Below are 24,023 nucleotides of genomic sequence, written 5' to 3'. Positions count from 1 at the left end.
ATGTGTAAATGTTTGCCCTGAATTCTTATCAGACTCTTGCTGTAGGTATTTTACTGTACTATCTGGGAAAACTGCTAAAGCAGAAGATTAAATTTCTCCAAACCTATTGTATCCCGAACCCGGTTATCGGCGGCGTGCTGTTCGCCCTGCTGAACCTGGCTCTGTTTGAAGCTGGCACTGGCGCCATCAAACTGGACACGGTGCAGCAAAGTTTCTTCATGAACATGTTCTTCACCAGCGTAGGGTTCAGCGCCAGCTATGCCCTGCTGAAAAAAGGCGGCCGTGACGTATTCATCCTGACCATCATCTGCGCCATCCTGATCACCTTCCAGGATATCATCGGCGTGTCTCTGGCCAAGGTTACCGGCCTGCATCCGCTGCTGGGCCTGTGCGCCGGCTCCATTCCTCTGGTTGGCGGCCATGGGACTTCCGGGGCTTTCGGTCCCATGCTGGAAGGCATCGGGGTTGAACGGGCCACCACCGTGGCCATCGCCATGGCTACCTTCGGTCTGATTTCCGGATCCCTGATGGGCGGCCCTGTGGCTCACCGTCTGCTGGAAAAATATCATCTGCACAGCACCAAGGAAGATATGGAAGGGGCCAATGAAAAAGCCCAGAGCATGGAAGAAAATGCCACTCTGACCATGACTCCGGAAAACTTCATGCTGGCTACCGGTGAAATCCTGGTTGCCATGGGTATCGGTACCATCGTCAGCAAGTTCTTCACCAGCGTTGGTCTGACTTTCCCTGGATACATCGGCTCCATGATCGTGGCAGCTGTGATCCGGAACATCTCTGACCACGCAGAAGGGCTGCCTGTTCCCATGCAGGAAATCGGCACCGTTGGGGATGTTGGCCTGAACATCTTCCTGTCCCTGGCCATGATGAGCCTGCGGATCTGGGAACTGTTCGACATCGCCGGCCCTCTGGCCATCATCGCTGTGGTACAGGTTGTATTCATGGCTCTGTACACCACCTTCGTGGTATTCAACGCCATGGGCAAGGACTACGATGCGGCTGTTGAAGTTTCCGCCGTGTGCGGCTTCGGTATGGGCGCAACCCCCAACGCCATGGCCAACATGAGTGCCATCACCGCCAACTATGGTCCGGCTCCCCGGGCATTCTTCGCGGTACCGCTGGTAGGGGCCATGTTTGTGGACTTCTGCAACTCCGGTATCCTGATGGTGTTCATCAATATGTTTAAATAAGATAGGGAAGAAAAAAGGCTGTTGCGTGAGCAACAGCCTTTTTTTGGTCGCGGGCTTGGACGGCTAAACCGTTTGACCTTTTTCTATCGGATGGGTAAGGTTAAATCGGATGTATTCTGCCAAATGGGACATTAGGTCTGCACCAACAAGCCCGCGACCCATGACCCGAGACCCGCGACAGATGGTGTTGCTCATGCAACACCACCTATTTCCTCATCCTCTTCTCCTCTTCCAGATCCAGGTTGGGCTGGGTGAAGCCCCGGCCGAACACGTTGTTGGCGTCCTGGATGGTTACGAAGGCCACCGGGTCCACTTCTTTGATGATGGTTTCCAGGTGGGCCAGCTGGGTGAGCTTCACCACCACCAGGATCACTTTCTGGGGCCGGCGGGTGTAGCCTCCCTGGCCGTCCAGCAGGGTGACGCCCCGGTTCACCTCGTCCATGATCCGCCGGCTGATCTCTTCGGCGTGGGTGGAGATGATGAGCACCTGCTTCTTGTAGTCGAAGCCCACCATGAACAGGTTGGTGGCTTTCAGGGTGATGAAGAACAGCACCATACTGTAGAGCACCGGGGTGAGCCCCAGAAACACCACGGCGGCGGCCATGACGCAGGTGTCGAACAGGAAGTTGGTGGTGCTCACGGAAATGTGGTAGTACTTCCGGGTGAGAAAGCCCAGGATATCCACGCCTCCGGTGGAGGCTTCGGACCGGTACACCAGGGCGCTGCCCAGACCGCCCAGGGCGCCCCCGGCAATGGAGCACAGCAGCTTGTCCGGGATGGCCACGTAAGCTTGGACAAAGGCGGTGCCGTCCAGGGCCAGGGAGAAGAGCACGGTGCCGATGACGCTGTTGATGAAGAACTGCCGGCTCATGTATTTCCAGGCGATCCAGAACAGGGGAATGTTGAACACCAGGCTGGTGATGCCCGGGGGCCAGCCGGTAAGGTAGTAGAGGATGATGGCTACCCCGGAGATGCCTCCGGAGAGGAAATGGTGCTGGACAAAGAAGGCGTTGATGGCAAGGGCCATCAAAAGGCATCCCAGGGCCGTCATAAAGTAACGGATGCATTGTTTTTTCAATGGCAGGACCTCCTCGGGGAATGATTTGGCAGGGGCCGGCCGCAGGGGCAGCCGCTCCTTCCCATTGTATCATCTCCCCTGGTTTTTTCACAGAAAATTATAAATAAAGAACGTTCGCGAAAAATTTTTGAAAAAATGTTCATAAAAACCCCTTCCTCCTATTGCGGACGGGGCCGTTTCACGGTACAATAACATGGATACAGAATACATAATTGCTTTTTTTATTTTGAGGGGAAAATCTTTCAGCAGACCGGCTTTGGCCGGCGAAGGGAGCGGACCATGGAGCGGAAGGCATACAGTAAAATCAATCTGGGGCTCAGTGTGCTGGGCCGCCGTCCTGACGGCTATCATCAGGTGGATATGATCATGCAGTCCATTTCCCTGGGGGACACCATCACCTTTGCCCCGGCGGACCGGCTGGAGCTGGTGACGGACAATCCGGACCTTCCCTGCGACGGCACCAACCTGATGGTGAAGGCGGCCCTGGCTTTTGCCCAAAAGACGGGAAAATCGGCGGACTGGCAGCTGACCTGCGCCAAGCGGATCTTCCTGGCGGCGGGTCTGGCCGGGGGCAGCACGGACGCGGCGGCGGTGCTCCGGGGGCTCAATGACCTTTCCGGGCAGCCTCTGGACCGTCCGGCCCTGGAAGAACTGGCGGCCGCCATCGGCAGCGATGTTCCCTTCTGTCTCTACGGAGGCACCCAGCGGGCCCGGGGACGGGGGGAACAGATGACGGTGCTGCCTCCGGTACCCCGGCTGGACCTGGTGCTGGCAAAACCCCGGGATCTGGGGGTGTCCACCGCCTGGGTCTACAGGGAAATCGACCGGATCCCGGGCCGGGAGCCTCTGGATATCCGGGGGCTGGAAACGGCCATCCGCCGGGGGGACCGGCAGGGGATCCTGGACCGGATGGGCAACGACCTGGAAAAAGTGACGGTGGCCCGGTATCCGGTGCTCCGGAAGCTGAAAGAAGAACTGGAGGCCCTGGGGGCGGAAAAGACCCTGATGAGCGGCAGCGGCCCCACGGTGTTCGGCATCTTCCCCGGCCGGGAAGGGGCGGAACAGGCGGCGGAGGCCCTGGGGAAGCAAGAAGTGGATATTGAGATCGAAGTGGCACATACGGTGCAGGAGGAGTAGACGAATCATGGTGCAGCATTTGAAACAGATCCCTTTGGACAGTTACAGACCTTTGCGGGATGTGGTGGTGGACAATATCCGTCAGGCCATCATCAGCGGCCAGTTCCCGGCGGGCATGCGGCTGATGGAACTCCAGCTGGCGGAGGAGATGGGGGTCAGCCGGACTCCCGTCCGGGAAGCCATCCGGAAAATGGAACTGGAAGGGCTGGTGGTGATGATCCCCCGGCGGGGCGCTTATGTGGCGGACATTTCCATCAAGGACATCAACGAAGTGTATGAGATCCGGACGGCCCTGGATGTGCTGGCAGCCGGCCTGGCGGCGGAACGGATCGGGGATGACGAAATCAGGGAAATGAAGACTCTGCTGGATGCGGACAAGCCGCTGGTGGCGGCCAAGGACTATCCCCGGATCATCGAAAACGATACCGCCTTCCATGACATCATCTACAAGGCCAGCCGGAACCGCCGGTGCATGAACATCATCAGCAACCTGCGGGAACAGATCACCGCCATCCGGGGACGGTCCATGCCCTATCCGGGCCGTCTGGACGACATGATCCGGGAGCACCAGGCCATCTATGACGCCATTGCCCAGCGCAGTGTGGACAAGGCCCAGAAGGCGGTACGGACCCATATGGAAAACGCGGAACGGACCCTCCTGAAGGTGATCGAAGCCCAGGAGAAGGAGAAGGAAGCGGCTGAAAAGAAAGAGGGGAATGCATAATGGCGAGAATCAAGAGACTGGAACGCATTGTGGCGCTGACCAAGGAACTGAACGACCATCCTTTCCAGCTGTTCCCTTTCAGCTATTTCTGTGAAAAATTCACCGTGGCCAAAAGCACTCTCAGTGAAGATGTCCAGACCGTGCGGAACGGGCTGTCCACCTACGACCTGGGGATCATCGAGACGGTGGCGGGGGCCAGCGGCGGAGTCCGGTTCATTCCCTACCATTCTCCGGAAGCGGACAATGAATTCCTCTGGACCCTGGCCAAGAAGCTGAACGACCCGTCCCGGCTGCTGCCCGGGGGGATGATCTACATGAACGACCTGCTGTTCGATCCCCAGATCTCTTTCCGTCTGGGCGAGATCATCATGCAGCGGACCCTGGAACTCCAGCCGGACTACATCATGACCGTGGAAGCCAAGGGGATCTCCCTGGCCCTGGCCACCGCCCGTGCCTTCAACATCCCCATGGTGATGGCCCGGAAGGAAGCACGGATCACCGAAGGCCCGGCGGTTTCCATCAGCTATGTAAGCGGCTCCAGCAAAAAGATCCAGACCATGAGCCTGCCCCGGAAGGCCCTGCCTCCCAAGAGCAAGGTACTGGTGGTGGACGATTTCATGCGGGCCGGGGGCACCGCCCGGGGCATGCAGGAACTGGCGGAGGAAGTGGGGGCCGAAGTGGTGGGCACCTACCTGTTCATCGCCAGCAGGGAACCGGAAAAGAAGATCATCAACGAATATGCGTCCCTGATGACCCTCCAGGGGGTGGACGCGGAAACAAAGGCCATCAGCATCGTGCCGGAAATGCTGTAATCCCACAAACCAGACAAATAGAAGGAGAGATGACCCAATGACTGAAATGATCCCTTTGGAGACCATCCGGGCCGCCCAGGAGCGGCTGGAAAAACTGGTCCACAAGACCCCTCTGGAACGGAACCACACCTTCAGCACCATCAGCGAGCGGGAGGTGTACCTGAAGCTGGAAAATCTCCAGCGCACCGGGTCCTTCAAGGTACGGGGGGCTTCCAACTGCATTATGACCCTCAGCGAGGAACAGAAGGCAAAGGGGATCATCGCCGCCTCCGCCGGGAACCATGCCCAGGGGGTGGCCCTGGGCAGCCGGATGGCCCACTGCAAATCCACGGTGGTGATGCCGGAAGGGGCCCCCCTGGCCAAGGCAGAAGCCACTAAGGGCTACGGGGCGGAAGTGGTGCTGTACGGGAAGACCTTCGACGAATCCCTGGCCAAGGCCCAGGAGATCCAGAAGGAAACCGGGGCCTATTTTGTCCATCCCTATGACGACCCGGCGGTGATCGCCGGCCAGGGGACCATCGGTCTGGAGATCCTGGAACAGAATCCCTACATCGAAAGCATCGTGGTGCCGGTGGGGGGCGGCGGCCTCCTGGCAGGGATCGCGGCGGCGGTGAAGCAGGTGAACCCCAAGGTGAAGGTGTATGGGGTCCAGACGGAACAGGCGCCGGCCATGTACCTGAGCAAGAAGGAAAACAAATGGGTGACCCACGGGGTGGGCAAGACCATTGCGGACGGGATCGCCGTGGGGATCCCCGGGAAGCTCACCTGGAAGCTGATCAACCAGTATGTGGACGATATGCTGCTGGTGAATGAGGAAGATATCTGCGCCGCCATGCTGCTGATGCTGGAACGGGGCAAGATGGTGGTGGAAGGGGCCGGGGCTGCTCCTCTGGCCGCCCTGCTCCACCACATCGTGCCGGGCAGTGACCGGGCGGCGGCGGTGATCAGCGGCGGGAACATCGACGTGAACACCATCTCCCAGATCATCGAACGGGGGCTGGTGCGCACGGGACGCCGGGTGAAGATGGTGACCTGGATGGTGGACCGGCCCGGGGAACTGCTGAAGTTCGTCAGCTATCTGGAGGAAATGAAGATCAACATCCTCTACATCAACCACGACCGGGCGGACCGGTCCGTACCCCTGGGGGTGACCCGGGTGGAACTGGATGTGGAGACCCGGAACGCGCAGCACGCCAAGGAAGTGGCGGATACCCTGCGCAAGGCGGGCTATAAAATCGAAATGCGGTAATTTTTTAGGAGGCAAGGAAGAATGTCTGATTTGGCGGCAATTATCCTGGCAGCAGGGAAGGGGACCCGGATGAAATCCAAACTCCCCAAGGTGCTGCACAAACTGAGCGGGAAACCCATGTTGGAACATGTGCTGGACGCGGCGGACGAAGCCGGGGCCGATGACAAGATCGTGATCGTGGGCTTCGGGTCCGAACAGGTGACGGAATTCCTGGGCACCCGGGCCCGGGTAGCGGTGCAGGAAGAACAGCTGGGCACCGGCCATGCGGTGCTCCAGGCCCGGGACCTTCTGGGGGATGAAAAGGGCACGGCCCTGATCCTTTGCGGGGATACCCCTCTCCTGGAAGGGGCGGAACTGAAGAAGTTCTACGAAACCCATGTAAAGAGCGGCGCCGGGGTCAGCGTGCTCACCGCGGAAGCACCGGATCCCTTCGGCTACGGCCGGATCCTCCGGGATGATGCCGGCCAGGTGACCGGGATCGTGGAGGAAAAGGACGCCACCCCGCTGCAGCGGGAGATCCGGGAAATCAACACGGGCATCTACTGCGTGGAACTGCCATTGCTGTTCGACCTGCTGGTGAACCTGAAGAACGACAATGCCCAGGGAGAATACTACCTGACGGACATCCTGGCGGAATGCCTGAAACGGGGCCGGACCGTGGCCGGCATCAAGACCGGGGATTTTGACATGGTAATGGGGATCAACTCCCGCCGGCAGCTGGCGGTGGCCCAGCAGGTGATGAACGCCCGGATCGTGGGGAAACTCATGGACGAAGGGATCACCGTGATGGATCCGGCCAGCACCTTTGTGGAAAAAGGCGTGAAGGTGGGCCGGGATACGGTGCTGTATCCCTTCACCTGGCTGGAAGGGGAAACGGAAATCGGGGAAGACTGCGAAGTGGGTCCCCAGGTCCGGTTCACCAATGTGAAGGTAGGCAATGACACCCACATCCAGTTCGCCTATGCCCATGACTGCCAGGTGGGCAGCGGGGTCCACATGGGGCCCTATGACCATCTGCGGCCCAACACGGTGATCGGGGACAAGGTGAAGATGGGGAACTTCGTGGAAGTGAAGAACTCCAGTGTGGGGGTGGGCACCAAGCTGCCCCATCTCCAGTACATCGGGGACAGCGACATCGGCAGCGGGGTGAACATGGGCTGCGGCACCATCACCGTGAACTACGACGGGAAGGTGAAGCACCGGACGGTGATCGAGGACGACGCCTTCGTGGGCTGCAACAGCAACCTGGTGGCGCCGGTGACCATCGGAAAGGGCAGCTACATCGCCGCCGGATCCACCATCACCAAGGACGTGCCGGAAAACGCCTTGGGCGTGGCCCGGGGAAAACAGGTGAACATCCCTGGCTGGGCGGAGAAGTACAGGAACAGGAAATAAAAAAGGAGCCAAAGGCCCCTTTTTTATTTGGCTGTCAATGGTCAATGGAAATCAATTTTTGCAAAACGGTTTAAACGTCCAGGCTCGCGACCCGTGACCCGGGGCCCGCAACGGGGGTGAATTTTTCACCCCCCTTTTTTAACCCCTTGCCACAATCCCCAATGAGTTGTATACTTTTTAATAGAATTACATTATAAAGCAGTGGGGGTATTAATTGTATGTTGGGTGATAAAACAGGCGAAGACATGGCGATTTTCTCCGGCAATGCCAACCCTGATCTGGCTCGTGAAATTGCGGCCTATCTGGGGACGACGGTGGGGGATGCGGTGATCAACCGGTTCAACAACGGAGAAGTCCAGGTCATGATCAATGAAAGTGTCCGGGGCAAGGATGTATTTGTGGTACAGCCCACCTGCGGACCGGCTGTCAACGACAACGTGATGGAACTGCTGATCATGTGCGATGCCTTCAAGAGAGCCAGCGCACGGCATATTACCGCAGTGGTTCCTTTCTATGGCTATGCCCGTCAGGACAGAAAGGCCCGGGGCCGGGAACCCATCACTGCCAAACTGATGGCGGACCTGATGACCGTATCCGGGATTACCCGTCTGGTGACCGTGGATCTCCACGCTGCCCAGATCCAGGGCTTCTTTGATATCCCGGTGGACCATATGCCCGGCGGCCCGATCCTGGCCGACTATGTGAAGGAAAAAGGCTTCGCTCCGGAAGACATGGTGGTCATTTCTCCGGATCTGGGCGGGGTCAGCCGTGCCCGGAACATTGCCAACCGTCTGGAATGCGGCCTGGCCATCATCGACAAGAGACGGCCTGAACCGGGTGTGGCGGAAGTCATGAACCTGATCGGCAACGTGGAAGGCAAGATCTGCATCATGGTGGATGACATTGTGGATACCGCCGGTTCCCTGTGCGAAGGGGCCAAGGCTCTGAAGAAATTCGGCGCCAAGGACATCTACGCCTGCGTAACCCATCCCATCCTGACGGATCCGGCACTGAGCCGCATTGCCCAGTCCGAAATCAAGGAACTGATCGTGACCAACACGATTCCTCTGCCGCCCAACAAAAAGCATCCGAAGATTACCCAGCTTTCTGTGGCTCCGATCCTGGCAGAGACCATCCTGCGGATTTACAACCAGCTGTCCATCAGCCAGCTGTTCCAGATCTGAGGGAGGGAAAGAGGGTGCTGCACTTTGTGTGCAACACCCCCTTTTCCATTTATAGGAGAGAATAAACAATGAAACTAGTGGTTGCCCTGGGAAACATCGGGCGGGAATATGCCGGCACCCGGCACAATATCGGCTTTATGACCGCGGACCTTCTGGCAGAGCGCTGGGGGGACACGGAGGCCTGGCGGAAGGCGGACAACGCCTTCTACCTGGAAAAGCGCATGCCGGAAAAATGCTGGGTGATCAAACCCACCACCTATATGAACAACAGCGGAGTGGCGGTGGCGGATTTCGCCAACTTCTATCACATCCCTCCGGAAGACGTGCTGGTGATCCAGGACGACATGGACCTGCCGGTGGGGACCCTGCGGATCCGCCGGAAAGGGTCTTCCGGCGGCCACAACGGCCTGAAATCCATTGAGCGGGCCCTGGGCAGCCAGGCCTATCCCCGGATCAAGGTGGGCATCGGCCACCCGGTGCACCAGGAACAGGCGGTGATCAGCCATGTGCTCCATCCCTTCCAGCGGGAGGATAAGGAAAAGGTCCAGGAAGCCCTGGACCAGGCCGCCGATGCGGTGGAAGCCTGGATGAAAGGGGCGGCGGTGGGAGAACTGATGCAGCAGTTCAACAAAAAAGCCCCCAAAAAGCCCAAAACGGAAAAAGTTCCCAGTGAAGAAGCAAAGGAGAATGCCCAATGATGAAAGTCCGTAAAGCCGTGATCCCGGCCGCCGGGTTCGGTACCCGGTTCCTGCCGGAAACCAAAGCCATGCCCAAGGAAATGCTGCCCATTGTGGACAAACCCACCATCCAGTACATTGTGGAAGAAATCCTCCAGAGCGGCATCGAACAGATCCTGATCATCTCCGGCCATGCCAAACGGGCCATCGAGGACCATTTCGACAGCTCCCCGGAACTGGAAGAGCATCTGTACGAAAGCGGCAAGATGGAGCTGCTGAAGCAGGTGCGGGCCATTTCCAGCATCAAAATCCATTATGTGCGCCAGAAATACCAGCGGGGCCTGGGGGACGCCATCCTCTGCGCCAAGGACTTCATCGACGGGGAACCTTTCGGGGTGATCCTGGGGGACGATGTGGTGTACAACGGCCAGGGAGAACCGGCCCTGAAGCAGCTCATGGACCAGTATGACAAAACCGGGGGCACGGTGATCGGATGCCAGGTGGTGAAGCCGGAACAGGTGTCCGCCTACGGAATCATCGACGGGGAGGAAACCGATGACCACAACCTGCTGAAGGTGAAGGATATGGTGGAAAAACCCAGCGTGGAAGAGGCCCCCAGCCGGTTCGCCGCCCTGGGACGGTACGTGATCACCCCGGATGTGTTCGACGTGCTGGAACAGACCCGGCCCGGCAAAGGCGGGGAGATCCAGCTCACCGATGCCCTGCGGGTGATGGCCCACAACGAAAACGTCTACGCCTACAATTTCGAAGGGAAACGGTACGACACCGGGGACAAGCTGGGCTACCTGAAAGCCACGGTGGAATTTGCCCTCCGGCGGGATGACCTGGGCCCGGCGTTCCGGGAATATCTGAAGGAACTGGCAGGGAAGGAATAAGGGCCGCCGGGCCTGCGGCCCCTACGGTTTTTCCATCGGGTGGAACGCCCCCTATGACTATTGCGGCACCGTAGGGGCTCCACGCCGGGGAGCCCGCCAGCTCGCCGTTTGTTCACAGGTGGAACGGGCCGCCAGGCCTGCATCCTCTTCCCTTTTTCCCACCCATATGGTATACTATCTTCATGAAATGTATTTCACAAAATAACAGTTAAGGAGATGACCATCATGACGGAACGGAATTTTTATGAAGCAGTGGCCCACCGGCGGACCAATTATGCCCTGGGACGGAACATCCCGGTGACGGAAGAGACCATCATCGACACGGTGGAAAAGGTGACCCGGGAAGTGCCTTCCGCCTTCAACATGCAGAGCGGACGGGTGATCGTGGCTCTGGGACAGTACCATGACAAGGTGTGGGAGATCGTCATGGACACCCTGCGGAAAATCGTGCCGGCAGACAAATTTGCCCCCACGGAAGCCAAGGTGAAGGGGTTCGCCGCCGCCTATGGCACCCTGCTGTATTTTGAGGAAACGGACACGGTGAAAAAGCTCCAGGAACAGTTCCCGGGCTATGCGGCCAACTTCCCGGTATGGGCCAGCCAGGGCAACGGCATGCTCCAGTTCGCCCTTTGGACGGCTCTCACGGACCTGGGGCTGGGGGTGAATATCCAGCACTACAACCCCATCATCGACGCCGCCATCAAGGAGGCCTTTGAGGTGCCGGAAAGCTGGACTCTGGTGGCCCAGATGCCCTTCGGGGAACCCACCGCTGATCCCAAACCCATCGAGAAACTGCCTGTGCAGGAACGGGTGTGGGTGAGGAAGTAAAGAAAAAGGTTTGCTGTACCGCATGTGCAGCAAACCTTTTTTATGGTATAATGAAAATATATTTATCAGAGAAGCTGACTGTCTATTTGACTTGTCAGATAGACAGTTCAGAAGGGAAGGTTAGTTATGGACGATACGGGACGGAAGGCGCTGGACTTCTACCGGGATATACCGGCCGCTTATGCGGTGTTCCAGGTGATCCCGGGAGAATCGGGGGACAGCGCCCAGAATGCCCGGTATGTGTTTGTGAACCAGCGGTACTGCCAGGTGGCGGGGAAGGAGCCGGAAGAGCTGCTGGGCCGGCTGTTCTATGAAGTCTACCCCCAGGGGAACGCCCTGTGGATGGACTGCTGCCACAAAGCGGTGACGGAACGGGTGGAAATCCGGAACCGGTACTTTGAGGAAGCCATCGGCCACTGGCTGGATTTTGCCGTGAAACCCCTGGCCCATCCGGACTGGGTGGCCTTTGTGTTCATGGTCGCAGACCGGGACCGGGCAGAAAAGGAAGCCATCCGCCGGGGCCGGGACACCGATGACGTGATTCTGCAAATCTCCAAGATCCTGAACAACGGGGAGGACTACGCGGAATCCCTGGACCATGCCCTGGAAGCCCTCAGTGAAGTGATCCATCCGGACCGGCTGTACATCCTGGAAACGGACCGGAAGACCGTGACCAACTCCTTTGAATGGTGCGCTCCGGGGATCAAACCGGAGCTGGAGACCCTCCAGCACCTGGACTACCAGGATTACATCGGGGGCTGGGAAAAATTCCTGGAAAAATCTTCCTGCGTGCTGATCGAAGACATCGAGATGCTGAAAGCGGACGACCCCATCGACTACGAAAACCTGAAACGCCAGGGAATCCACCGGCTGCTGGCGGCGCCTTTCTACCACGAAGGCCAGCTGGTGGGCTACCTGGGAGCGGACAATTATGAGGTCAATGACCTGCTGAACACCCGGGAAATCATGGAGACTCTCTCCTATTTCCTGGGGGCCAAGGTGACCAATCACCAGCTGATGGAAGAACTGTACCGGCTGAGCCGGTTCGATTCCCTCACCGGGGTGTGGAACCGGAACGCCCTGGAACGGAAGACCGCCTGCCTGGAGAAAAAACGCATTTCCGTGGGTATCGTCTACGGGGATGTGAACGGTCTGAAGGCCACCAACGACCGGTACGGCCACTGGGCCGGAGACGACCTGATCCGCCGGGCGGTGGGGGCCCTGGAGGACAGTTTTTCCCGGAAGTGGATTTACCGGGAAGGCGGGGACGAATTCCTGGTGCTGGCCCAGGGCATGGGGCAGGAGGATTTTGCCCGGCAGGTGGACCGGCTCCGCCGGAACCTGGACAACCGGACGGATCTTTCCATGGCCCTGGGGATCCTGTGGCTGGAGGATTCCGCCACCATCCACCAGGCCCTCCGGGAAGTGGACCAGGCCATGTACCAGGACAAAGCCGCCTATTACCGGAAACACGACCGGAGAAGACACGGGCAGGACGCAGCACAGAGTGCAGAATGAAGAGCGGGACGGCGTGGGTCGGCTGATCCATTGCGACACCGTAGGGGCTCCACGCCGGGGAGCCCGCCCCTGCGGCAATTGTCCGGCGCAAATCCATTGACCCCGCCCCATATTCACGGGTATAATAAGAAAAGCCGCGCTTGGAGAGGCGTTGGCTTTTCTTTTTATTTTTCTTTATTTGTCAAAGTACTCTTATATCTTATTTTTATTTGGAGGCCATCATGAAATCACCGAAAAACCAGAAATCCCATATTTCTGCATCCTCCCTGCCCATTTCTGAAAAAAGGCTGACCCAGATCAGCGACCGGTACCTGCAGATGATCTATGACACCACCCCGGTGGAAGTGCTGCTGAAACCCATGAAGGGGAACAGCCGGAAATACCGGAAATACATCATCCAGCTGGGGAAACTGGACAAGCGGTCTCCCCGGGTCCGGGAGAAAATCGTTCCCTTTGCCGTGGAACTGTACAAGGAAGGGGATAAAATCTACCGGGACATTGCCCTCTTTACCTACCAGGCCTTCCTGGGCCAGGTCTGCAAGGTGCTGGAGCAGCTTGTGGGGAAGGACATGGAAGCCATCAAAAAGGTCTGCAAATATACTCCGGAAGCCATGGCGGACCTGCTGCTGAAATATGAACGGATCTGCCTGAAGAAAAAGCAGCCCTTCCGGCCCAATGCCCTGTGGATGGTACTGGAAGTGATGGAAATGCCCTATCCGGAAGGAAAGCAGCACCAGGCGGAATCCCTGCTGAAGAAAAAGGAAAAGGAAGCCCGGGAAGCCCAAAACACCAAAGAACCCAAAGAGGACAAAGAATCCGGGGGAGAACCGGAAGAGAGCCGGGAAGAGGCCCCGGCGGAACAGCCCCGGAAAGCCCGGAACGGCCGAAACCGGGACAAGGGGGCCCGGAACCGGAACGGACGGGGAAAGAAGAACGCCGCCCCGGAACCGGCTCCGGAAGAAGAAGCGCAGCCGGAAGCCCTGAAGGAGGCGGAAACGCCCAAAGCCCCGAAAGAGGCGGAACCCCCGGCCCCGGAAGCACCTGCGGAGCCTGCTGCACCGGCCCCTGCTCCGGAAGCACCGGCCCGGCCGGTACCGGAGAAACCGGAAACCCGGGAAGCCGCCCCGGGGGAACCGGCTCCGGAAGAACCGGAAGAGGAACCTCTCACCACCTATGTGGGCCGGATCAACATTGTGGACAGCTTCTACAACTTCACCCCCATGGGGGTGTGGGAACAGGGGACCTACCGGGCCCTGACCCCGGAAGAGATCGACGGCCTGATCCCCCGGGCGGAACAGTACAAGAACATCAACCTGTGGTACAGTCTCCACAGCGACCAGAAATACATGGAGGAACATTTCCACGAAAACGACATTGTGTTCCTGGACCTGGGACCCCATTCCCTGGCGGAAAACAAGGACAGCCAGGGGAATCTCCGGTCCACCGCCTACCGGGTGTTCTGCATCGATGCCCTGAAAAACGGCCGTCTCCGGTTCCCCTATGAGGAGGGGATCTACGAACTGGTGCCGGAAAGCCGTCTCTTGGATCCCCTTTCTATGGATACGGTGCTGCGGCTCCAGGAACCGGGGCTCTTTGCCGGGAAACAGCTGCTGCTCCAGCTCCGGGATGGCTGGATCGCCGGGCCCTATGAGGTCCAGAAGAACATCCGCTTCGGCTGCTTCATCCAGAGCGATGTGCCGGAAAACCAGTACCTGCTCACCGCCTGCCCCCCGGAAGCCTGGCAGAAAGTGACCTTCTTCCCGGCGGAAGGAACCTGGGCCAGCCGGCAGGAAAAGACGGAATGGGTGTTCTGGCACCGGGTACCCGGGTCTCCTTCCCAGCTGGTGGACCGGGTGCCCGACGAAGTGCTGGTCCGGAGCCTGGTGAAAAGCGTCCAGGTGGAGGAAGGGGACCTGGTGAAGCCGGCGGTGCTGAAAAGCTTCCTGGAACGGGAAAAGACCCGGCTGTTCACCGACCTGCCCTCGGGAATCCGGAAAGGACGGCTGGAACGGCTGGAAGCCATCCTGGAAGGGGATGAGGCTGCCCGGGAAGACTATGCCCAGGTAAGCGCTTTCCTTTACCGGCAGCTGCTGGACAATGGGGACAAACGGTGGAGCCAGGATTTCATCACCCGGCTGCTGGAACGGTATCCGGATATCTGGCAGGAACTGGGCAGTGCCAAAGGGCTGCCTTCCCGCACCCGGAAGGCCCTGGCCCAGGCGGAGCAGCGGAAGATCCGGCAGGCCCAGCCCCGGTCCCTGGAAGAACTGGGGGAACGGATCAACGGCCTGCCCGCTTCCGGCACCAGCAGCCGGAAGGCCCTGGACTACCTGGTCACCGCCATCCAGAAGGAACGGCCCCAGTACAGCCGGAACCTGATCCTGAACCTGCTGATCTGCACTCACCAGGGGTTCCTGACGGTATTCTCCGGGGCCCCGGGCAGCGGCAAGACCTCTTTCTGCAACCTGCTGGGGAAGGTGCTGGGGCTGACCCAGTTCGACCGGAAAACCGGCCCCCAGGACATTATGAGCACCGCCAACCGGTATGTGCCCGTGTCCGTGGAACGGGGCTGGACCTCCAAACGGGACCTGATCGGGTACTACAACCCCCTTACCCGGACCTTCGAGGAAAGCAACCGGGAGGTGTATGACGGGCTGCGGCTGCTGGACTGGGAAAAGACCCACGGCGTCCGCCAGTATCCCTATTACATCCTGCTGGACGAAGCCAATCTGTCCCCCATGGAATACTACTGGGCGGACTTCATGAACGTGTGCGATGACTGGGATGGGGAGCACACCCTGAGCCTGGGCCACAACCACCGGTTCCAGCTGCCGGAGACCCTCCATTTCCTGGCCACCATCAACAACGACCACACCACCGAGACCCTGTCTCCCCGGCTCATCGACCGGGCCTGGATCGTCACCCTGCCCCACAGCGATGTGGTGCCGGAGATCCAGCCGGGGCTCAGCCAGGGCGAGATCCAGCTGCTGTCCTGGAGCCAGCTGAAGAGCCTCTTTGACGTGGCCCACCGGGAAAGCTGCCAGCTGACGGGGGTGGAACAGAATGTATACGACCGGATCCGGGCCCGTCTGGCGGAACAGAACATCTACCTGAGCATGCGGATCGAACTGGCCATCCGCCGGTACTGGAAGGTGGCTTCCCGGCTCATGGAATCGGAAGACCACATCCGGCCCGGGATCATCGCCCTGGACTGGGCGGTGGCCCAGAAGATCCTGCCGAAACTCAGCGGCAACGGGGCGGAATACGAAAAATGGCTGATCCAGTTCCGGGACGACTGTGCAGGCAACCGGATGGTCCAGAGTGCGGCTCTCCTGGACCAGATCCTCCAGTGGGGGAACCGCCGGATGAAGTTCTTCCAGTTCTTCCATTAAGATGGATATGGAACCGACCATCCGTCTCCGGGAACAGAACGGAGAAACCCTGACCCTGCCGGTGACCCGGGAGGCCCGTCCCTATTCGGCGGAACGGGTGCTGGCCGCAGCCGGCCGCCAGGGGGTACGGGAAAATCTCCATTACGACCTGGAACTGCCCGCCCAGTGGACCGGCATCCAGGAGGCGGCGGCCGCCCTGAACGGGAAGCCGCTGAACAGCCTGTTCGACAGCCGCCGTCACATGGTTCTGTTTCCCTACAATATCTTTGCCTATCACATGGGGCTGGTGGAGCTGGAACTCACCCTCCGGCTGGAGGACGGCAGCCAGCAGATGTGGTACACGGACCTGCTGCCGGTACTGATCCAGCCCTCCCCCCAGCAGGAAAACCTGAAGGCCATGGTGGAATTCATCTACGCCCACCAGGGGCCTCTGCTCCGGGAAAAAGGGCCGGGGACTGCCGGTCCGGACCGGGACGGGTTCCAGGATTTCCTCTCCCAGCTGACCCTGGCGGAGGAGACCCTCCAGGTGTATGAAGAAAACTACGGGTATTTCAAGGCCAACTGCCGGCACACCCTGGAGAGCGCGGAAGTGGTGGACTGGACGGAACGGGTCCAGACCGTAAGCCCCCACACCCTCCAGTACCTGGTCCGGCATCCGGAACATCTGAAGGAAGCCCCCTTCGGGATCCCGGTGGGGAACCGGACGGTGCTGCCGGAAAAACTCCTGAGTACCCAGGACAAAATGAGCCGGGACGTGTACGAAAACCAGGTGGTGGTCAGCTTCCTCCAGCGGATGCTCTACGACATCGGGGAGGAGGGGAAGGAGATCCGGACCCTGCTCCGGGAAATGGATCTGCCGGACCAGGACCGGGAAGGGTACCGGCTGTCCTCCCAGGTGCTGTACGAAAATGCCGCCCATATGCTCCGGAGCTTCCTGGAACGGTGTGAGGAAGTGGAGGAGCGGCTCCAGGAAATGTTTGTCAGCTACCGGCAGATCCTGCCGGTGACCCTTCTGGACGCCTCCCATCTGCCAAGGCCCACGGAGCCCTTTTTCCGGGTGCCCCAGTATTACCGGATCTATCTGTGCATCCACCGGTGGTACCAGACCGGCTGCCGGCACTTCCCCCGGGAGCGGATGCTCCTGAACCTGTACGAAAACACCTTTGTGTTCGAGATCTACTGCCTGGCCCGGCTGCTCCACCTGTTCCGGCAGGAGGGGTTCGTGCTGGAAGAGGGCCGGCACCAGGAGTACAGCCTGGGGAACCGGCACCTGTACGACACCAGCGGATACCAGAACGTGTACCGGCTGCGCCAGGGCGGGGAAGAGCTGACCCTGTACTTCCAGCCGGTGATCACCGACCACCCGGAAGAGGGGGCCAGCGGCATCCACCTGTACCGGAACACCACCTACGCCTTCAAGGCCCTGGAAGAGGGCCATTACTACACCCCGGACTATCTGCTGAAGTGGAAATCCGGGAACCGGGAAACCTACCTGATCCTGGACGCCAAGTACAGCTACCGGAAAAAGGTACTCCAGGAACTGATGCCGGAAATGAGCTACAAGTACCTGCTGTCCCTCAGCCCGGTGCCCTACGAGGAAGAGGGGAAGAAGGTGGAGCCGGCGGTCCGGGGCCTGGAGATCCTCTACGGGCTCACAAATGGGGAGCAGGAACTGGAAAGCTTCTACAACTGCCGGCTCCCGGGCACCAGCATCCTCCCTGCCGCCAACGTGATCCCCTTCGCCGAAACCGTAACCGAAGAGAACCAGCAGAAGAACATCCGGGAGCTGCTCCGGGAGATGAGGGGGTAAGGGCTGCGTTTGGCTTCCATCAGCCGCTGAACGCTGACCGCTGACGGGGGACTGTTGCATGAGCAGCAGCCCCCTTTTCCCGTGCATCTCCCGTCCATTTGTGATATGATAATATATCAGAGTGTTATTTTTATTTGACAAAGGGGAATGACCATGACGAAACCTGCTTTTTATATTACGACGCCCATTTACTATCCCAGCGCCGACCTGCACATCGGACACGCCTACTGCACCACCATTGCCGATACCATCGCCCGGTACAAACGGGCCAACGGCTTTGATGTCCAGTTCATCACCGGCAGCGACGAACACGGCCTGAAGATCCAGCGGAAAGCGGAATCCTTCGGGGTGAAGCCCATCGAATACACCGACAAGATCGTGGCGGACTTCAAGAAGCTGTGGGAGATGCTGGGGGTCAGCTACACCTCCTTCGTCCGCACTTCCAGCCCGGAACACGAAAAGACCGTCCAGACCCTGCTCCAGAAAGTCTGGGAACAGGGGGACATCTACAAAAAGGACTATGAAGGCCTGTACTGCGTGCCCTGCGAATCCTTCTGGACCGAACACCAGGTGGAGGAAGCCGGGGGCGTGTGCCCGGACTGCGGCCGTCCTGTGGAAAAGATGCGGGAAAGCAGCTATTTCTTCCGGATGTCCAAATATGCGGACCGGATCTTGGAATACATTGAGACCCATCCGGATTTCATCCAGCCCGTATCCCGCCGGAACGAAATGATCAACTTCATCAAACAGGGGCTGGAAGACCTGTGCATCAGCCGGAGCAGCTTCGACTGGGGCATCCAGGTGCCCTTCGATCCCAAACACGTGGTGTACGTGTGGTTCGATGCCCTGCTGGCCTACTTCACCGGCATCGGCTTCGGCCGGGATATGGACAAGTTCAACCGGTTCTGGCCGGCGGACCTCCACCTGGTGGGGAAGGAAATCGTCCGGTTCCATACCATCATCTGGCCGGCCATGCTGATGGCCATGGGCTTCGACCTGCCCAAGGAAGTGTACGGCCACGGCTGGCTGGTGGTGGACGGGGACAAAATGTCCAAATCCAAGGGCAATGTGGTGGATCCGGTGCAGCCCATCCAGGAATTCGGGGCTGATGCCGTCCGCTATTTCCTGCTCCGGGAAATCAACCTGGGCAGCGACGGGAACTATTCCCGGAAGGGCCTGATCAAGCGGTTCAACTCCGATCTGGCCAACGACCTGGGGAACCTCCAGTACCGGACCGTTTCCATGATCGACAAATACCACGGGGGCATCGTCCACAAGACCGTGGTGGAAAGCGAAACCGATGAGAAGTTCCGCAGCCTGGCCGCCGAAACCCTGCAGAACTACCGGGCCGCTATGGACAAATACGCCCTGAACGACGGGATCAAGGCCATCTGGGCCTATGTGGGGGCCGCCAACAAGTACATCGACGAAACCACGCCCTGGATCCTGGCCAAGGATCCGGCCCAGGCCAAACGGCTGGAAGCGGTGATGTACAACCTGGCCGATGCGGTCCGGAACATCGCCATCCTGATTTCCTCCATGATGCCCTTCACCGCGCCCAAGATCTTCGAGCAGCTGGGTCTCACCGTACCGGAACAGTTCAATCTGAACGACGTGGCCTGGGGCAATTTCCCCGACGGCACCAAAGTGGCCAAGGGCCAGCCCATCTTCCCCCGGATCGAGGAAGAAGAGGAAGACAAGCCGGCAGAAGCCAAGAAGGAAGCCAAACCGGCCAAAAAGGAAAAGAAAGCCGACAAAAGAAACGCCGGCGTGGTGACCCCGGACCAGTGCACCATCGAAGATTTCGGCAAGCTGGACCTGCGGGTGGGCACCATCCTCAGCGCGGAAAAGATGCCCAACGCGGACAAGCTGCTGAAGATCCAGGTGCAGGTGGGGGACGAAACCCGCACCATCGTATCCGGCATCGCTCCCTACTATAAGGAAGAGGAGCTCACCGGCAAAAACGTGATCGTCATTGCCAACCTGAAGCCCGCCAAGCTCCGGGGTGTGGAATCCAGAGGGATGCTCCTGGCCGCTTCAGACGGGCAGGGGAACCTGAAACTGGCGGAAGTGCCGGGGATCGCCTCCGGCAGCAAGGTGAAATAATATGAAAAAACTTCCTTTGTTCGATACCCATGCCCATGTGGACGTGGAGGATTTCGACGCTGACAGGGAAGAGCTGCTCCGGGCAATCGGAGAGACCATGGCCGGGATCATTGATCCCGGCTGTGACATTCCCAGCTCCAAAATGGCCCTCCGCCTGGCCCACCAGTACCCCTTTGTGTGGGCGGCGGTGGGAATCCATCCGGAAGAGATCGGCCACAGCTCCCTGGAGGACCTGGACCAGATCGAAGCATGGTGCGCGGATCCCCGGGTGGTGGCCATCGGGGAGATCGGCCTGGATTATTACAATGACGAGCACTCGCCCCATGGCCTGCAGCAGGAATTCCTGATCCGCCAGCTGGACCTGGCCCGGAAAACCGGCCTGCCGGTGATCATCCACGACCGGGAATCCCATGAGGACGTGCTCCGGATCATCCGGGAAGAGGGGAAGGACGTCCGGGGGGTGCTCCACTGCTTTTCCGGGGACTGGGCCATGGCGGAAGAGGCCCTTGCCCTGGGCTGGTACCTGGGGTTCGGGGGCACCAGCACCTTCAAGAACGACCGGGGGGTGCGGGCCATCCTGGCCCGGGTGCCAGAAGAGAGGATCCTCTTCGAGACCGATTCCCCCTACATGGCGCCGGTGCCCCACCGGGGGAAGCGGAACAACCCCCTCTACACCGCCATCGTGGCGGAACGGGCGGCGGAACTCCGGGGCACCACACCGGAAAAAATCATGGAAAGTTCAACAAATAATGCAAAAAAGCTGTTTTTCCGGCTGAAAACCCGGTAATACACGTGTAAAGTCTACAGATTCGTCACAAATTAGATCAGCCAAAACGTACAGAATTATCACCAGGTACTAATTTATTTTTGACAGGAATCGCCTTCTTATGGTATGATGCAGGCACTTTAAGGAGGCGAAACTTTGCGAAAATCACAACCTTTTAAGCGTCCCTACAAGTGGATTGTCGTTTGTCTGATGCTGGCTGCCAGCGTGAACTTCCTGGGCTTCGCGGCCCAGCCCAAGACCGTAAGCATTAAAGTGGACGGACAGACCATCAATCTGAAGACCAGAGCCCTGACGGTTCAGGGTGCCCTGGAAGAAGCCGGTGTCGTTCTTCAGAAAGCCGACGGATATGAACTGGTCGGCGATGAAAAAATCAGCGACGGAGCCACCATCGAAGTGGTACGGGCCATGCCTGTAAAAGTATGGAAAGCGGGAAGAACCACCGAATATACCATTGGACGCAAAACTGTGCGAGATGTATTGAATGCTGTGGGAGTGGACTACAGTGGATTCCAGGTCTACCCGGGACTGGACACGGAAGTGACCCCGGACATGACCATCCACATCATTTCTCCCACCAACAAACTGGCCACCGAAACCCGGGAAATCCCCTATGAAGTGGAGATGCGGAACAATGACAACCTGCCCCGTGGCAGACAGAACGTGATCTCTGCCGGCCAGAACGGGGTGGAAAAAGTCACCTACCGGGAAATCAGGGTGGGCAGTGAAACGGTGAGACAGGAACTCCACAGGGAGGTCGTTGCGGAACCTGTTTCAGAAATCGTGGAAGTGGGTACGGGGAACAACCTGAATATGATCGAAACCTCCCGTGGTTTCGTCCGTTACCGCTCCGCCCGGACGGTGGAGGCTTCGGCCTACACCCTGGCGGAAGGCAGCGGCACAGGACTCACCTCCACCGGCGTGGTCCCCTATCATGGGGTAGTGGCCGTGGATCCGGACGTGATCCCCTACGGCACCCGCATGTACATCCCCGGCTACGGCTTTGCTGTGGCGGCGGACTGCGGCGGCGCCATCAACGGGAACACCATCGACCTGTTCATGGAAGATTATGGCGATGCCATTTCCTGGGGCCGGCGGGACGTGACCGTATATTTCTTGGAATGACAGACAGGAGAAAATCGTGCTGAAAGAAGTGCTGGTAGTAGAAGGCAAGATGGATACCGTGGCGGTGAAGAAGGCAGTGGATGCCGAAACCATCGAGACCGGCGGGTTCACCCTGGCTCCCTATACGCTGGCCCGGATCGAAGCAGCCTACAGGAAACGGGGGATCATCATCATGACTGATCCCGACGGCGCGGGGGAGAGGATCCGCAAGTTTTTGACGGAGCGCTTTCCCCAGGCCGGACAGGCTTTTGTGCCCAAGGCGGAGGCCCTGGCCCACCATGACGTGGGCATCGAACAGGCCCGGCCCGAAGCCATCCGCAAAGCCCTGTCCAGGGTCCGTTTCCAGGAAATGAAGCCCCGAAAGGAATTTTCCTCTCGGGACTTGTTTGTTTCCGGGCTGTCCGGGTCGCCGGAGGCAGTGGCCCGGCGGGACAGACTGGGGGCCATCCTGGGCATTGGCTACGGCAATGCCAAACAGATGGTGAACCGGCTGAACAATTACGGGGTGACCCGGGAGGAATTCCAGGCCGCCCTGGCAGAAATCGAAGGGGAAGGGAAATAAGGTATGCTGCATCCAGTGATCGCCAGCCGGGACGTGACCCGGTACATCCTCGATACATTCGGCCTCCGGGCCAAGAAGAAATTCGGCCAGAATTTCCTGATCAATGAGCAGGTGGTCCGGGGCATCGCCCGGGAAGCCCAGGTGGGCCCCGGGGACCTGGTGCTGGAAATCGGACCGGGGATCGGCACCCTGACCCAGGCCCTGGCGGAAACCGGGGCTCAGGTGAAAAGCGTGGAGATCGACCGGACCCTGCTGCCGGTGCTGGCCAAAACCCTGGAAGGGTATGACAATGTGGAGATCGTCCCCGGGGACGTGCTGAAGGTGGACCTGGGAGCAGTGACGAAGCACCGGCCCTTTACGGTGGCCGCCAACCTGCCCTATTACATCACCACCCCCATCATCTTCGCCCTGCTGGAAGAGGATCTTCCCCTCCAAAGACTGGTGGTGATGGTCCAGAAGGAAGTGGCGGAGCGGATGATCGCTTCTCCGGGAGGGAAGGACTACGGCCCCCTGTCCCTGGCCCTCCAGTATTATTCCCGGCCCAGACTGGCCATCCCGGTGCCCGCCCGGGACTTCATGCCCGCCCCCAGGGTGGATTCCATGGTGGTGGTCTGCGAGAAACGGGAACATCCGGCGGTGGACGTGCCCGCCAAAGTGTTTTTCCGGGTAGTGAAGGCGGCCTTTTCCCAGCGGCGGAAGATGCTCAGCAACTGCCTGAAGAACCTGGGGCTTTCCGGTGACCAGGTGCAGCAGCTGCTGGCGGAAGCCGGCATCGACGGGAAGCGCCGGGGAGAATCCCTGACCATGGAGGAATTCGGAAACCTGGCCCGGGCCTACCGGAACCAGGCGGAACCATGAGCAGCCGGTACAAGTTCTTTGCCCACCGGCAGTGCGAATTCTTTCCCTGCCACCAGGGAGCGGATCCGGAACGGTTCAACTGCCTGTTCTGCTTCTGTCCCCTGTACCTGGTGCCGGACTGCGGCGGGGAGTTCACCCGTCTCTCCGGGGGCGCCAAGGACTGCAGCGGCTGCCTGCTGCCCCACGATCCGGACCGGTATGACCAGGTGATCCGGACCTTGCAGAAAAAAGTTTTCAGGCCTTTTGACAAAAAATAGTCAAAGGGCTTGATTTTTTTTGGAAACATGCTATTATAGATACTGTAGTTAGCACTCCAGCGAAATGAGTGCTAATAAAAATCACAAACAACCCATTGCTCATAGAATGAAAGGGGATACGTAAGATGTTAAAACCTTTGGATGATCATGTTGTAGTTGAACCCATTGTACAAGAAGAAAAAACCAGCAGCGGCATTTATCTGCCGGATACTGCCCACAAGGACAAACCCCAGACCGGCAAAGTGGTTGCCGTAGGCACCGGCCGTCTCATGGAAAACGGCACCCGGGTTCCTTCCGAAGTGAAGGCAGGGGATGTGGTGGTATTCGCCAAATACTCCGGCAGTGATGTAACCCTGGACGGGAAAGATTACATCATCCTGAGAGACAGCGATATCCTGGCGGTTGTGGAAGACTGAACGCTTT

At 59.1% G+C, this 24,023-nt stretch carries 21 protein-coding genes; 20 read left to right on the top strand and 1 reads right to left on the bottom strand.

What is annotated here, in order from left to right:
• Positions 1-8 precede the first annotated feature (8 nt).
• Positions 9-1,208 carry a sodium/glutamate symporter gene (gene gltS / locus ACFER_RS07390; RefSeq protein WP_012938796.1) on the top strand — a complete coding sequence of 400 codons (1,200 nt, stop codon included), beginning with the start codon at positions 9-11 and terminating at the stop codon, positions 1,206-1,208.
• A 205-nt stretch (positions 1,209-1,413) separates the two neighbouring features.
• On the opposite strand, the gene ACFER_RS07385 is transcribed toward gltS, so the two are convergent.
• Positions 1,414-2,286 (bottom strand): YitT family protein, encoded by an 873-nt coding sequence (locus tag ACFER_RS07385; protein WP_012938795.1) that lies wholly within the window; start codon positions 2,284-2,286, stop codon positions 1,414-1,416.
• A 279-nt stretch (positions 2,287-2,565) separates the two neighbouring features.
• On the opposite strand from ACFER_RS07385, the gene ispE reads away from it, so the two are divergent.
• The 19 genes from ispE to groES all read left to right on the top strand — a co-directional run bounded on the left by ispE (position 2,566) and on the right by groES (position 24,016).
• The gene (gene ispE, locus ACFER_RS07380) at positions 2,566-3,423 is read left to right on the top strand and encodes a 4-(cytidine 5'-diphospho)-2-C-methyl-D-erythritol kinase (protein ID WP_012938794.1); all 858 of its coding nucleotides are present in this window, start codon (positions 2,566-2,568) and stop codon (positions 3,421-3,423) included.
• Positions 3,424-3,430: 7 nt separating this feature from the next.
• On the top strand, positions 3,431-4,147 hold the full coding sequence (locus ACFER_RS07375; protein ID WP_012938793.1) for a GntR family transcriptional regulator: 717 nt from the start codon (positions 3,431-3,433) through the stop codon (positions 4,145-4,147).
• Complete coding sequence (purR, locus tag ACFER_RS07370) at positions 4,147-4,959, top strand: pur operon repressor (RefSeq protein WP_012938792.1); 813 nt, start codon at positions 4,147-4,149, stop codon at positions 4,957-4,959. The genes ACFER_RS07375 and purR overlap by 1 nt, the downstream gene beginning before the upstream one ends.
• A gap of 37 nt (positions 4,960-4,996) precedes the next feature.
• Positions 4,997-6,208 carry a threonine ammonia-lyase gene (ilvA, locus tag ACFER_RS07365; protein WP_012938791.1) on the top strand — a complete coding sequence of 404 codons (1,212 nt, stop codon included), beginning with the start codon at positions 4,997-4,999 and terminating at the stop codon, positions 6,206-6,208.
• Positions 6,209-6,229: 21 nt separating this feature from the next.
• Positions 6,230-7,603 carry a bifunctional UDP-N-acetylglucosamine diphosphorylase/glucosamine-1-phosphate N-acetyltransferase GlmU gene (gene glmU, locus ACFER_RS07360; RefSeq protein ID WP_012938790.1) on the top strand — a complete coding sequence of 458 codons (1,374 nt, stop codon included), beginning with the start codon at positions 6,230-6,232 and terminating at the stop codon, positions 7,601-7,603.
• 218 nt (positions 7,604-7,821) lie between these two features.
• Positions 7,822-8,787 (top strand): ribose-phosphate diphosphokinase, encoded by a 966-nt coding sequence (locus ACFER_RS07355; RefSeq protein WP_012938789.1) that lies wholly within the window; start codon positions 7,822-7,824, stop codon positions 8,785-8,787.
• 68 nt (positions 8,788-8,855) lie between these two features.
• Positions 8,856-9,485, top strand: coding sequence for an aminoacyl-tRNA hydrolase (pth, locus tag ACFER_RS07350; RefSeq protein ID WP_012938788.1), 630 nt, complete (start codon positions 8,856-8,858; stop codon positions 9,483-9,485).
• Positions 9,482-10,360 (top strand): UTP--glucose-1-phosphate uridylyltransferase GalU, encoded by an 879-nt coding sequence (gene galU, locus ACFER_RS07345; RefSeq protein ID WP_012938787.1) that lies wholly within the window; start codon positions 9,482-9,484, stop codon positions 10,358-10,360. Before pth ends, galU begins: the two co-directional genes overlap by 4 nt.
• A 225-nt stretch (positions 10,361-10,585) precedes the next feature.
• The gene (locus ACFER_RS07340) at positions 10,586-11,188 is read left to right on the top strand and encodes a nitroreductase family protein (RefSeq protein ID WP_012938786.1); all 603 of its coding nucleotides are present in this window, start codon (positions 10,586-10,588) and stop codon (positions 11,186-11,188) included.
• Between the two features lie 126 nt (positions 11,189-11,314).
• Complete coding sequence (locus ACFER_RS07335; protein WP_012938785.1) at positions 11,315-12,706, top strand: sensor domain-containing diguanylate cyclase; 1,392 nt, start codon at positions 11,315-11,317, stop codon at positions 12,704-12,706.
• Positions 12,707-12,927: 221 nt separating this feature from the next.
• Positions 12,928-16,098, top strand: coding sequence for a hypothetical protein (locus tag ACFER_RS07330; protein WP_012938784.1), 3,171 nt, complete (start codon positions 12,928-12,930; stop codon positions 16,096-16,098).
• A gap of 7 nt (positions 16,099-16,105) precedes the next feature.
• Entirely contained in the window at positions 16,106-17,908 is a 1,803-nt protein-coding gene (locus tag ACFER_RS07325; RefSeq protein WP_187287513.1) for a DUF2357 domain-containing protein, read from the top strand.
• A gap of 153 nt (positions 17,909-18,061) precedes the next feature.
• On the top strand, positions 18,062-20,014 hold the full coding sequence (metG, locus tag ACFER_RS07320) for a methionine--tRNA ligase (RefSeq protein WP_012938782.1): 1,953 nt from the start codon (positions 18,062-18,064) through the stop codon (positions 20,012-20,014).
• A gap of 1 nt (position 20,015) precedes the next feature.
• A complete protein-coding gene (locus ACFER_RS07315) occupies positions 20,016-20,801 on the top strand; it encodes a TatD family hydrolase (protein ID WP_012938781.1) in 786 nt (261 codons plus the stop codon).
• A 135-nt stretch (positions 20,802-20,936) separates the two neighbouring features.
• On the top strand, positions 20,937-21,923 hold the full coding sequence (locus ACFER_RS07310; RefSeq protein ID WP_012938780.1) for a 3D domain-containing protein: 987 nt from the start codon (positions 20,937-20,939) through the stop codon (positions 21,921-21,923).
• A gap of 16 nt (positions 21,924-21,939) precedes the next feature.
• The gene (gene rnmV, locus ACFER_RS07305) at positions 21,940-22,485 is read left to right on the top strand and encodes a ribonuclease M5 (RefSeq protein ID WP_012938779.1); all 546 of its coding nucleotides are present in this window, start codon (positions 21,940-21,942) and stop codon (positions 22,483-22,485) included.
• A 3-nt stretch (positions 22,486-22,488) separates the two neighbouring features.
• Positions 22,489-23,343 carry a 16S rRNA (adenine(1518)-N(6)/adenine(1519)-N(6))-dimethyltransferase RsmA gene (rsmA, locus tag ACFER_RS07300; protein WP_012938778.1) on the top strand — a complete coding sequence of 285 codons (855 nt, stop codon included), beginning with the start codon at positions 22,489-22,491 and terminating at the stop codon, positions 23,341-23,343.
• Positions 23,340-23,600 (top strand): cysteine-rich small domain-containing protein, encoded by a 261-nt coding sequence (locus ACFER_RS07295; RefSeq protein WP_012938777.1) that lies wholly within the window; start codon positions 23,340-23,342, stop codon positions 23,598-23,600. The genes rsmA and ACFER_RS07295 overlap by 4 nt, the downstream gene beginning before the upstream one ends.
• A gap of 125 nt (positions 23,601-23,725) precedes the next feature.
• Positions 23,726-24,016: a co-chaperone GroES gene (gene groES / locus ACFER_RS07290; RefSeq protein WP_012938776.1), complete on the top strand. Its 291-nt coding sequence runs from the start codon at positions 23,726-23,728 to the stop codon at positions 24,014-24,016.
• The last annotated feature ends 7 nt before the right edge of the window (positions 24,017-24,023 follow it).

Source organism: Acidaminococcus fermentans DSM 20731 (assembly GCF_000025305.1).
In the GTDB taxonomy this organism is placed as follows: domain Bacteria; phylum Bacillota; class Negativicutes; order Acidaminococcales; family Acidaminococcaceae; genus Acidaminococcus; species Acidaminococcus fermentans.
This window is presented reverse-complemented; position numbering and strand designations above follow the sequence as displayed.

Excerpts from the sequence above, each read along its gene's own strand:
- gltS (WP_012938796.1), top strand. The coding sequence starts at position 9 with ATGTTTGCCCTGAATTCTTATCAGACTCTTGCTGTAGGTATTTTACTG.
- ispE (WP_012938794.1), top strand. The coding sequence starts at position 2,566 with ATGGAGCGGAAGGCATACAGTAAAATCAATCTGGGGCTCAGTGTGCTG.
- ACFER_RS07295 (WP_012938777.1), top strand. The coding sequence starts at position 23,340 with ATGAGCAGCCGGTACAAGTTCTTTGCCCACCGGCAGTGCGAATTCTTT.
- ACFER_RS07325 (WP_187287513.1), top strand. The coding sequence starts at position 16,106 with ATGGAACCGACCATCCGTCTCCGGGAACAGAACGGAGAAACCCTGACC.
- groES (WP_012938776.1), top strand. The coding sequence starts at position 23,726 with ATGTTAAAACCTTTGGATGATCATGTTGTAGTTGAACCCATTGTACAA.
- ilvA (WP_012938791.1), top strand. The coding sequence starts at position 4,997 with ATGACTGAAATGATCCCTTTGGAGACCATCCGGGCCGCCCAGGAGCGG.
- ACFER_RS07335 (WP_012938785.1), top strand. The coding sequence starts at position 11,315 with ATGGACGATACGGGACGGAAGGCGCTGGACTTCTACCGGGATATACCG.
- galU (WP_012938787.1), top strand. The coding sequence starts at position 9,482 with ATGATGAAAGTCCGTAAAGCCGTGATCCCGGCCGCCGGGTTCGGTACC.
- purR (WP_012938792.1), top strand. The coding sequence starts at position 4,147 with ATGGCGAGAATCAAGAGACTGGAACGCATTGTGGCGCTGACCAAGGAA.
- ACFER_RS07355 (WP_012938789.1), top strand. The coding sequence starts at position 7,822 with ATGTTGGGTGATAAAACAGGCGAAGACATGGCGATTTTCTCCGGCAAT.
- ACFER_RS07330 (WP_012938784.1), top strand. The coding sequence starts at position 12,928 with ATGAAATCACCGAAAAACCAGAAATCCCATATTTCTGCATCCTCCCTG.
- pth (WP_012938788.1), top strand. The coding sequence starts at position 8,856 with ATGAAACTAGTGGTTGCCCTGGGAAACATCGGGCGGGAATATGCCGGC.
- rsmA (WP_012938778.1), top strand. The coding sequence starts at position 22,489 with ATGCTGCATCCAGTGATCGCCAGCCGGGACGTGACCCGGTACATCCTC.
- glmU (WP_012938790.1), top strand. The coding sequence starts at position 6,230 with ATGTCTGATTTGGCGGCAATTATCCTGGCAGCAGGGAAGGGGACCCGG.
- ACFER_RS07315 (WP_012938781.1), top strand. The coding sequence starts at position 20,016 with ATGAAAAAACTTCCTTTGTTCGATACCCATGCCCATGTGGACGTGGAG.
- ACFER_RS07375 (WP_012938793.1), top strand. The coding sequence starts at position 3,431 with ATGGTGCAGCATTTGAAACAGATCCCTTTGGACAGTTACAGACCTTTG.
- metG (WP_012938782.1), top strand. The coding sequence starts at position 18,062 with ATGACGAAACCTGCTTTTTATATTACGACGCCCATTTACTATCCCAGC.
- ACFER_RS07340 (WP_012938786.1), top strand. The coding sequence starts at position 10,586 with ATGACGGAACGGAATTTTTATGAAGCAGTGGCCCACCGGCGGACCAAT.